This is a genomic window from Pelatocladus sp. (assembly GCF_059505505.1).
Window position 1 is genome coordinate 20,193 of sequence record NZ_JCACKS010000109.1, and the last position, 9,935, is coordinate 30,127.

A 9,935-nucleotide genomic window follows, 5' to 3' on the forward strand; every position below is an offset into this window, starting at 1 on the left:
ATTTCGGAGATAGCTATGAATGTCGAGCGAATTTATGGTTCGAGTAGCTTAGAGGAGATCAAACAACGACAAGCTCAAATGGAATATCGTAGACTCTGGCTGAAAAGTTTAATAGATGAAATTCAACTAGAAATTGAAGCACTTCCATATCTGAAAGAGCAAATATCTCAAGAAAACAAAAAAAATACTTCTGTATCCAAAATTTTAGGATTTATAAAAGGAATAATCTCTAATCCTGAAGCAGAGGTGATCGAGGAAAACAACAAGATTTTTCATCGAGGTACTATGCTGGAATTTATTGATAGGCTATCTGATTTTGCTCTGGAAGTTGACCTGAACTTGACAACATTAGCAGATATTGAAGAACGTGAAGAAAAACTTCATTACCGTGCATCTTGGTTGAAACATTTATTAAAGATAACAGAAAGAGAATTAAATTTAATTTCTATGACGGAGGAGCAAGAACAAAATAATGAAAATAATGTCCCTGACATTAGTGGTAGCTCGAAAACAATATTGAAAATGCTGAGTCCCTAATCTCGGATTTATAAAGATTTTTATAAACAGCTAAATTTTGTCAGTATTTTATCTATTTTATTAAGGAAATCAATGTGAAGAATAAAAATTTATTCAAAGTGCCAATAGCTCGATGTTTTGCCCTATTTATGCCAATAGCTTTATTGATATCTCCGACTGTGACTGCTTGTTCTTCTAAATGGAATAATAATCACGTGTTTGCCCAATCTTCGCCAACATCACAAAGCGATGCTCGCGATCATATAGCATCTACATACACATCTAATCAGCCTTCTTACAATGTGGCGATCGCAGATAACCTAATACTCAGAGATTTACGGCGTCAGCGTCAAATACCCATTAAAGTTTCTTACCCAGAAACACAAGGCAAGTTTCCCATAATTATCTTTTCTCATGGAACCGGAGCGTCCAAAGATGACTACGCTGCTTTAACCAGTTTTTGGGCTAGCAAAGGATATATCTGCATTCAACCCACCCATGCTGATTCTATTGCTTTGAAAAAGCAACAAGGAGAATCTACTAACTTGAACGAAGCTGTTCGCGAAATTCTCACCGATTCCCAAGGATGGAAAGATCGCGCTGCTGATATATCTTTTATTATTAGTGCTTTGAACAGACTGGAGCTGAAAGTACCTGAGTTGAAAGGTAAAATGGATGAGCAACGTATTGGTGTTGGTGGTCATTCCTATGGCGCTTATACCGCTCAGTTGATTGGCGGAGCTACCATTGATATCCCAGGAGGAGCGAAAGGGCAAAGTTTTACAGATCGGCAAGTACGGGCGATCTTGTTACTGTCTCCTCAAGGAAGCGGTCAGCAGGGACTGACTCGCAACTCTTGGGCAAATCTCAAGTTACCAATGATGACGATGACTGGTTCTAGGGACAGAGGCGCTCAAGGACAGGGGCCAGAATGGAAAGAGGAACCATTTAAGTATTCTCCTGGGGGTGATAAATATCTTGTTTTCATCCAAGGAGCTACTCACTTCTCCTTTAGTGGTAGACTTGCTCAAGGCGGAGGCAAAACTCAAACTCAAGCTCAAAGGCGACCCGGTTGGAGATTACGGGAACGCTTCGGTGGTGGACAAGGTGGTGGTTTGGGCGATCGCAGACGCTTTGGTGGCGCTCAACAACAAGAAGAAAATATTTTCAATTATGTGAAAGTTGCCAGTGTGAGTTTTTGGGATGCGTATTTGAAGCAAGATAGTCAAGCCAAGAATTACCTAAAGTCTGATGAACTGAAGACTGACAGCAATGGTGATGTTTCCATTTCTTCCAAGTAATGTTATGATAAGAACATCGGGTGCTGTTATTTGCTTGATAAACTCCTTGTCACAGCATTAACACACCAGTAACAAACTATTGGCACACCAGGGTGATATTACTTGTATTCGGTGAGTGCGATCGCACCTATCAAATACATAATTATTTTTCGTAAAAGTAAATCTCTCCTGGAAATATACAGGGGAGAATTTTTTATCTTAAGTTTGTAGTCTAGACGCTCTTACGAGCGTCTTCCCGAAGGATGGATTTTAGTCCTCAGAATAAGGGCTGAAGCCACTTACTCATATCCCAATTCTTGAGCCATCTTGATTACTTCAGGCGAAAAGCCTTGATTATCTAGACGCCAAGGTAAAACTCCCTCAAGATAGCTGGGTTTGATGGTAGAAGCACGATAACCAGGCGATTTGAGAAAATTGGGGTCATTACCTAATTGAGCGCCGTAGGGGCCTAAGCAAGCATAGGGAGAATTTTCAGGATGCAACATGACCTCATAGATTGAATCATCCCAGGAAAGATTTAACCATTTGCATAATTGTTCAAAATGTGAGCGAGGATCACTTAACATATCTTCTCCTCGCAAACACATTTGTTGCTGAACAGGAATAGTACTTAAAAACTCCAAAATATTGCATTGCATTTTGTACCACGAAACTTGAGGATCAACAGTGGGTGGATCTGTAGAATAGTCAATAGAATTAGCTAGTATAGCCATTAACCCATCAGCAATATTCATGATTGATTTTCCTTGAGTTCTGGGATGACGCACAAGATGCAAATAATAAGCATTGGGAAAATAGTGGCGCATCCGGTTGAGAATATCTAAGTCAGTTGAATATGCCGGGCTTTTATCTACAATACGTAGTGGTGCTACTTTACGACTCAGTTCTAGATATACTTCCCCTGTAGTCCAATGCAGTCTAGTCAATACCCAACGCCGTGCCATTTCTACTGATAGAATAGTTTGCTCACCTGCGTAAAGTTGAGCTACAGTACGCAACAAACCATGCATCTGAAACTGACGTACTCCCTTCAATCTATCTAATAGTTGTTCGAGAGTTTCGCTAATGAATAAATTTAATTCTGGCATCCCGTAAGCTTCGGGATGCTGACCTAGCATAGCGCAAATCAAAGACGTAAAAGAACGTGGAGAACCCAGAATAAATAGAGGTGGAGGTACGGACATCAACGCAAATTTAATTTGGTACTACTGGTTCTCTAGAAAGCTTCAAAGTTTCAGTAGGAATATTATTATTCAAAGCTTGAGATGGAGTGTCTAGTTTCAAATTATAGTAGAGTAATTTTTGTTTACCATCCATAACAAATTGTTGAAGAACCGGAAGCCATGATCCTACTCTTGTTGGTGCTTCAATTCTTGGACGTGTAAAGTCTGCTGATGTGTTAAGAGACTCTTGTTTTGGGTGTGCTAATAATGTACTAGTAGGGAAAGTTTTACCATAATCGGAGCTTTGCAATACTTTCACAAAAGTCTGTTGGTTATATGAGATCAATAATCTATTATCACCTGATACAGTTGCTTGCACATAAGCAACCGAAGAATCATCTGTAAGTATTCTTGGAGTATCCCAGCTTTGATTTTGCCGATCAAACCTTAGATATAATAACTGTCCTTGATCTCGTGTAGGGACATGGATATTTTCGAGTTGATCAACAACTACGTTGAAATGACTAGCGTAAGGGTCTCTATCAGAGCCTGGTTGATGCTGAAATAACAGCTGTTCTGACCAAGGTGTAGTTAATGACCAGTCATTCATCCGATATGCCCAGTTAATTGTATCTTCATTTGTATAAACGACACCCATTCTATCTGATAATCTGACTAGCTTTGCGCTTTTTGCTCTTGAAGAACTTACTGTTCCCAGAGTTAATCCAGTATCTTCCCATGATGCACCATTAGTTGTGCTATGCGAAGTTTTTATTTCAAACTCATTTGTAGTTACATTCTGCCGAATAAAAGCAATCCAAAAGCGATTATTCTTGTCTACTGCGATGGTTGCATTGCTAGCAATATAATTGGCATCTTCATACACTATATTTGTTCTAATGGGTTGCCAAGTCTTATTTGTTACGTCGTAACGCAGGATGGAAAAGTATATTTTACCTGTAGAGGAACTATAAGTTAAAAATAGGTTACTGTTATACAAAAAACCATCAGGAGTTGACTCTTCATTCGTTTCACTGATTGTACTCATAGCTTTCCATGTAGCACCATAGTCAAAGCTAGAATAAAGCACTAAGCTACTATTTGTAGAATTATTACCCTCGTTAATTATTAAATGCATTCCACCATCTTCAGTGAACCACATACGTTCTTGATGTCTGTAGGAAATCATTCGTTGTGAGGAACTCTGAAGATTAGTAATACCACCAGTAACAACATTCGTATTATTCTGTGATTGTTTTGTTTTATCTAGTGAATATTTATGGTTTTTAGTAGAACTAAATGCTGGATGATAAGGAGATAAGAGTAGTAGTAAGCTGACAAAAACTAACGTATTTTTAATTTTCATTTTTGGTTTTCATTGTGTCAATTTTTAGGTCTATATAGGAATCCGGTTTGATGTATGAACTTACTCGTGAGGACTCTTAACTCTTAACAGAAAGTGTACCTAGCTTCGCAAAAATCAAATAGGAGTCCTATATGTAGCTACACCTGAGTAAAATTCTGTGTTGATCGATATTTTATTTGATGGTACAAACACCCAGGTTTATCTGTCGAATCGATCTAAAATCTTTCGACTGAGCGTCTCGCACTGAGCTTTCCGAAGTGTCGAAGTGTCACGACGAAGTCCAAAATCTAAAACCCAAAATAGTTTGATGCCTAATACCATTTTCATATGAAGATGCATAGAAAAAACCCCACCGCCTTTGGCACCTCCCCTTGGTAAGGGGAGGTTGGGAGGGGTTAAAATAATGTGCAGCTTCATATTTAATTGGTATAACCTGATCAATGCAACATCTAATACAAGCGATCGCACTGAAGTTTCAAAACACTTAAATGATGCTACTGCAAGATTGCATGTTGCTTTACACTGTTTAATTTGGAGCAAATTTTATATTTTGCTCTTTGATGATACAGTTTATACTGAATTAAACAAAATTTCGCTAAAGCTTTCTTGAGAGTAATAAAGATTACATAAACTTTTCAGTTTTGAAGCTTTAAATAAATTTGTTTGTTTATGTTTGCACAGAGCGTTGGAGATTTCTATTGGATGATTCGCTACTTAGCCCCACTTGTATCCATAATTTTCTTGATCTGTCCGAATCTTTGTGCTTGTTCATTCGGAACTCTACAAAAAGATGTATCAAGAGATACTAATAATCAATCTAGCTCAGGAGCTGCGATCGCTCAAGTCACAGATAAAGAATGCGCTAATGCTGTTTTACCAATCACAACAGGATATGGTAGTGATGGTTCTAGCCGCGTAATTACAGAAACTTTTGTTCATCCCCAATGGCCAAGAGAAAAAGTTTATGTATTTCATCCTGCTAATAACTCATCACCTGCTCCAGTGATATTTTTTTCTCATGCTTATGGTGCAACTTCTCCGCAATACTACACAAAGCTTATAGAACATATTGTTAGTCGGGGTTATGTAGTAGTTTATTCTCCATATAAAACTTTGCGAGCAAGTCACTCCCAAAGGTATACCCTACTTTGGAGTGGATTTGCAGCCGCTAGTGCTAAATATGGCAAATTTATGGATTTAACAAAAGTAGGTTTTGTTGGACATTCTTTTGGTGGGGGTGCAACTCCCGCTATGGCTTATAAGGGATTAGTAGAAAAACGATGGGGTAGCAAAGCAGCATTTATTTATATCATGGCTCCTTGGTATTCCTTTGAGATTACCCAGCAGCAAATGAAACGTTTTCCGAAACAGACTAATCTCCTGATTCAGGTCTACCAAGACGATAATGTCAATGACCATCGCATGGCGATCAATTTATTTAAGACTATTAGCGTGCCTCAAAAGGCTTATATTATCCTACAGTCTGCAAGTTCTCAAAATTGTCAGCTAACCGCAGATCATTTTGTGCCTTTGAGTTCTGGAAACAATGGTAGAGTCAACGGACTGGATTATTTTGGGGTGTACCGTATATTTGATGCGTTAGCCGATTATTCATTTAATGGTAATCAAAATGGGAAACAGATAGTTTTTGGTAAGACAAGTAATAATACTGAACAACAAACTACAGTTAATTCAAATGATGGCAAATTAGTCATGAAGCTCACTTACAGTAACAATCCCCAACCCATCAGGAGTGAAGATTATTATAGATTTCCCCAAGATCAACAATCTCGTTACAGTAACACCACCGAAAGTGTGATTGATTCTACTCGTAATACACAGAATAACGACACTCCCAGAAGAGGTCGAAGACGGTTATTTTGTGGGTTTATTAGAAGCTGCAATTGACATGATATTACTGCAATTTAGTTGTTTGTGTACGTCTAACAAAGTCAGTGGGTGTTTGATCAGTTATCAGTGAACAGTGATCAATAACTGATAACTGATAACTGAATTTAGCCGAGATATTTTTGCACTTGCATTACTAGTTCATTTGTCCAGTAATTAGCAAGATCGGCTGCTTCTGCTTCTACCATGACTCGGATCACTGGTTCTGTGCCGGAAGCCCGCACTAAAATTCTACCAGAATCACCCATTGCTGTTTCAGCACGAGCAATGGCCGCTTGCAGAGGTTGACATTCTTGCCACGCCATGCGTTTGCTACGATCTTCTACTCGTACGTTCCGCAATAGCTGGGGATAGGTATGAAAGCTTTGATCTACCATTTCCGCCAGGGAACCACCCGCCTGCTTTACCAACGCTGCTACGTGTAAGGCTGTGAGTAATCCGTCTCCTGTAATGCCATAATGACGGCATAAAATATGACCGGATTGTTCTCCCCCCAGCATACCACCAGTTTTCTGCATTTCTGCTTGCACGTATTGATCGCCTACTGGTGTGCGAATCAGTTTACCACCGTTTTGTTGCCATGCTCTTTCAAAGCCCAAGTTTGCCATGACGGTGGACACTATTAAGTTATCAGGCAATGCTTGCTTTTGCTGTAAATGGTGTCCCCACAAATAAAGAATGTAATCACCGTTGACTTGTCTACCATGATTATCCACTGCTAACACGCGATCAGCGTCGCCATCAAAGGCAAAACCCAGATCAGCATTGTGTTCCCTGACTGCTGCTTGCAAAATATCGAGGTGAGTGGAACCGCAGTTGACATTAATGCGATCGCCATCCGGTTGATGATGCAAACAGATAACTTCTACACCCATTGACTCAAATACTGACGGCGCTAACCCAACTGCTGCACCCCAAGCCAAGTCTAAAACTATTTTCATGCCTTGGAGATTAACTGTTTCCAAAGGCTGCGTTAACGCATTTGTATAACTCCCCACTAATTCTTGGCGTGAGTAATGTTTACCACAATTGCTAATACTAGCTGATGCTATCACACCACGCAGCCCAGCTTCAATTTCTGCCTGCAAAGCTTGAGATAACTTTAAACCATCAGCACCAAAAATTTTAATACCGTTATCTTCTGGTGGGTTGTGGCTAGCAGAAATCATTATCCCACCAATGGCATCACTCATACTTGTAAGATAGGCAACGCAGGGAGTGGGACATAAGCCTAAATACCAAACTTCTAGCCCTGCTGCTGTTAACCCTGCACTCAAGCCCATAGCCAGCATATCACTGGAGTTTCTTGAGTCCTGCCCGACAATCACCGATCCTGAGTCAGCAGCACAACACCGTAATACAGTACCCGCCCAATAACCAATTTGCAATGCTAAAGGCGCACTTAACAATTCCCCCACTCGCCCACGAATACCATCTGTGCCAAACAAAGGAGTAGTCGGTAATGAGATACTAATGGGCGCAAGGCTACCCTCGATAATTTTCTGCAATTTCTCAGGTTCGGAAGCAGAACTACCACCCAAGCCTTGAGTCCGAGTTATTGATGAGACCATAATTGTAGAAACACTCCACACAGACACACAGAAGACTGTTACTAATCTCCTATGAATTAGGTTGTATCACGATATCTAAAATTTATTTTTTTCACAAATTTATTTATTGTTCAGCTCTAGTTTAAGCAGAAACACTTAAAACTTATATTAAGCTTCTGTAAAATTAATCTCAAAATTTGAATTTAGTCAATTGTCAAGGGGGATTGGGGTCAATACGCTTGGTGTTAAGCCCACAATTCTTTCGTACCAGACGCGTAGCAAGATCCCCCAGGGTAATTTCGCGTCTCTAACACCAATTTTCTGTACCAAAAATCCTTAACACCATTTGATAAGCACGACTGAGGTTGAGACTTACCGAACAAGTTAAAAGTTAAAAGGCACTCATAAAGAAGAAATAAAAAAGGGTTTAAAGCCCCTAAATTTATTTATGAAAAAAAAGTAAAAATACTTTTTGAGAGACGCGCAGCGCGATAAAAAACGCGTCCGTTTTAAATCCCCTTAATTTATTTATGGGGATTTTCTTTTTACTTTTTACTTTTATCTTTTTACTTTTTAAAGATTGCAAAACCGTCGATGCGATGAAAGGGCTACTCGAAAAGGCTTTTTAAACCCTGTCCCTTGTAACAGTCTTGGGAGAGCAGAGGGATAACCTGCAAAACATCCCTTTGTCTCCCTTCCCTTGTCTTAATGATGATGGTGATGATGATGGTGGACTGCTGCTAACTCTGGGTTAACTATCATTGCTTCTTCTGACAACAACTCAGCAATATGAGGATTCGCCCATTGGGCTACAGTTGACAAGAAGTCTGGGTGGTCGTTGACACAAGCCATTTGCACGTAGTTAACTTGAGAATACTTTTTCTCTAGAGCATGGATAATGTGATGTACGTCTAAGAGAGTTTCATGGTTTTCTGTAGCAAAGCCAATGGGCATAAACATAACGGCTTTTGCACCCAGTTGAATCAGGTTTTTTGCAGCTTGTTCGACATTTGGCTGCGTCCATTCAATCATTGGTGTATCGTGATTTAACCAACCGATGGAAATCAGAGGATAGCGGTTGATTAATTTATCCCGGATCAAGTCGTAGAGTGCTTGACTTTCGGTGATTCCAGAAGTGAAACCTTTGGCTTTGTGGGGACAACCATGATTCATCAAGATAATACCGATTTCTGCTGGTAAATAGGCAGTAGCTAATTCACTAGCTATTTTTTCTTCTACAAGACGCACCATCATATCGATGTAGGCAGGTTCGTTGTAAAAAGAAGGAATGTAGCGCAGTCCTTTTATCCAGTGTTCGCTACCATCAGCCAATTGGGATAAAGCTTTATTTACTTGCTCGATCGCAATCCCACTGGTAAAGATAGAATCAACTACCAATAGTGGGTAAATCAAGAGTTTATCAAAACCTTGATTTTTGATTTCTGCTAAAACTTGATGAGGAAGGAATGGGGCGCAGAAGTTAAAAGCTTTGAAAACTTGGACGCGATCGCCCCACTGCTGCTGTAAGCTCTTCTCAATACCAGCACGCTGCTTTTCAAAGATGGCGTTGTGGGGAGAAATAAAATCATTGTGTTGATGACCCCACTCATGACGATCAAATAAAGCCAAAATCTTAGCTAAAGGAGGATAAATCCAAGCTGGTACTGGTGCGAATTTTGCTGTGAGTAAATGTAATGCTTGTTCGTTATAGTTAGCAAAATCTTCGTAGCTTTCGACTTCGCCATAGCCCATCAGCAATACAGCTACTCGCTGTTGACCTGATGATTGTTCGTGGCTATGTTCTATTTTTTCCGGTGTCGCAACCACAATTTTATCCCTCAATAAATTTTAGCTTGTTGTTTTTCTTACTTGTTTATCTATTATCCTATCCCCCTGGATAGGATATATACAAAACGAAATACATTGATTTAATGAATCGGTGTTCTAGTATGCGATCGCGTTTTCTTCAAATAGACATCTCCAGAAATTAAATATGCGTTATCCAGAAACCTTGTAGAGACGTAGCAGTAGAGACGTAGCAGTAGAGACGTAGCAGTAGAGACGTAGCAGTAGAGACAGTAGAGACGTAGCAGTAGAGACGTAGCAGTAGAGACGTAGCAGTAGAGACGTA

At 39.7% G+C, this 9,935-nt stretch carries 8 protein-coding genes; 3 read left to right on the forward strand and 5 right to left on the reverse strand.

All coding sequences use genetic code 11. The features are described 5' to 3' along the window. The first annotated feature begins 15 nt into the window (after positions 1 to 15). Complete coding sequence (locus AC5JMK_RS10300; RefSeq protein ID WP_096675006.1) at positions 16 to 537, forward strand: hypothetical protein; 522 nt, start codon at positions 16 to 18, stop codon at positions 535 to 537. Between the two features lie 74 nt (positions 538 to 611). Continuing rightward, entirely contained in the window at positions 612 to 1,817 is a 1,206-nt protein-coding gene (locus AC5JMK_RS10305; RefSeq protein ID WP_495910017.1) for an alpha/beta hydrolase family protein, read from the forward strand. Between the two features lie 278 nt (positions 1,818 to 2,095). On the opposite strand, the gene AC5JMK_RS10310 is transcribed toward AC5JMK_RS10305, so the two are convergent. Both AC5JMK_RS10310 and AC5JMK_RS10315 read right to left on the reverse strand, forming a co-directional pair. After that, positions 2,096 to 3,001 carry a sulfotransferase family protein gene (locus AC5JMK_RS10310; protein ID WP_096675004.1) on the reverse strand — a complete coding sequence of 302 codons (906 nt, stop codon included), beginning with the start codon at positions 2,999 to 3,001 and terminating at the stop codon, positions 2,096 to 2,098. A 10-nt stretch (positions 3,002 to 3,011) separates the two neighbouring features. After that, a complete protein-coding gene (locus AC5JMK_RS10315) occupies positions 3,012 to 4,346 on the reverse strand; it encodes a hypothetical protein (protein WP_096675003.1) in 1,335 nt (444 codons plus the stop codon). Between the two features lie 669 nt (positions 4,347 to 5,015). Here AC5JMK_RS10315 and AC5JMK_RS10320 point away from each other — a divergent pair. Beyond that, positions 5,016 to 6,254, forward strand: coding sequence for an alpha/beta hydrolase (locus AC5JMK_RS10320; RefSeq protein WP_096675001.1), 1,239 nt, complete (start codon positions 5,016 to 5,018; stop codon positions 6,252 to 6,254). A gap of 107 nt (positions 6,255 to 6,361) precedes the next feature. On the opposite strand, the gene glmM is transcribed toward AC5JMK_RS10320, so the two are convergent. From glmM to AC5JMK_RS10335, 3 genes are all read right to left on the reverse strand, one after another. Next, complete coding sequence (gene glmM, locus AC5JMK_RS10325; protein WP_096678811.1) at positions 6,362 to 7,825, reverse strand: phosphoglucosamine mutase; 1,464 nt, start codon at positions 7,823 to 7,825, stop codon at positions 6,362 to 6,364. Positions 7,826 to 8,509: 684 nt separating this feature from the next. After that, the gene (locus AC5JMK_RS10330) at positions 8,510 to 9,631 is read right to left on the reverse strand and encodes a ferrochelatase (protein WP_096675000.1); all 1,122 of its coding nucleotides are present in this window, start codon (positions 9,629 to 9,631) and stop codon (positions 8,510 to 8,512) included. A gap of 101 nt (positions 9,632 to 9,732) precedes the next feature. Further along, positions 9,733 to 9,935 (reverse strand): hypothetical protein (locus AC5JMK_RS10335; protein ID WP_495910018.1); only part of this gene is annotated, 203 nt, incomplete at its 5' end.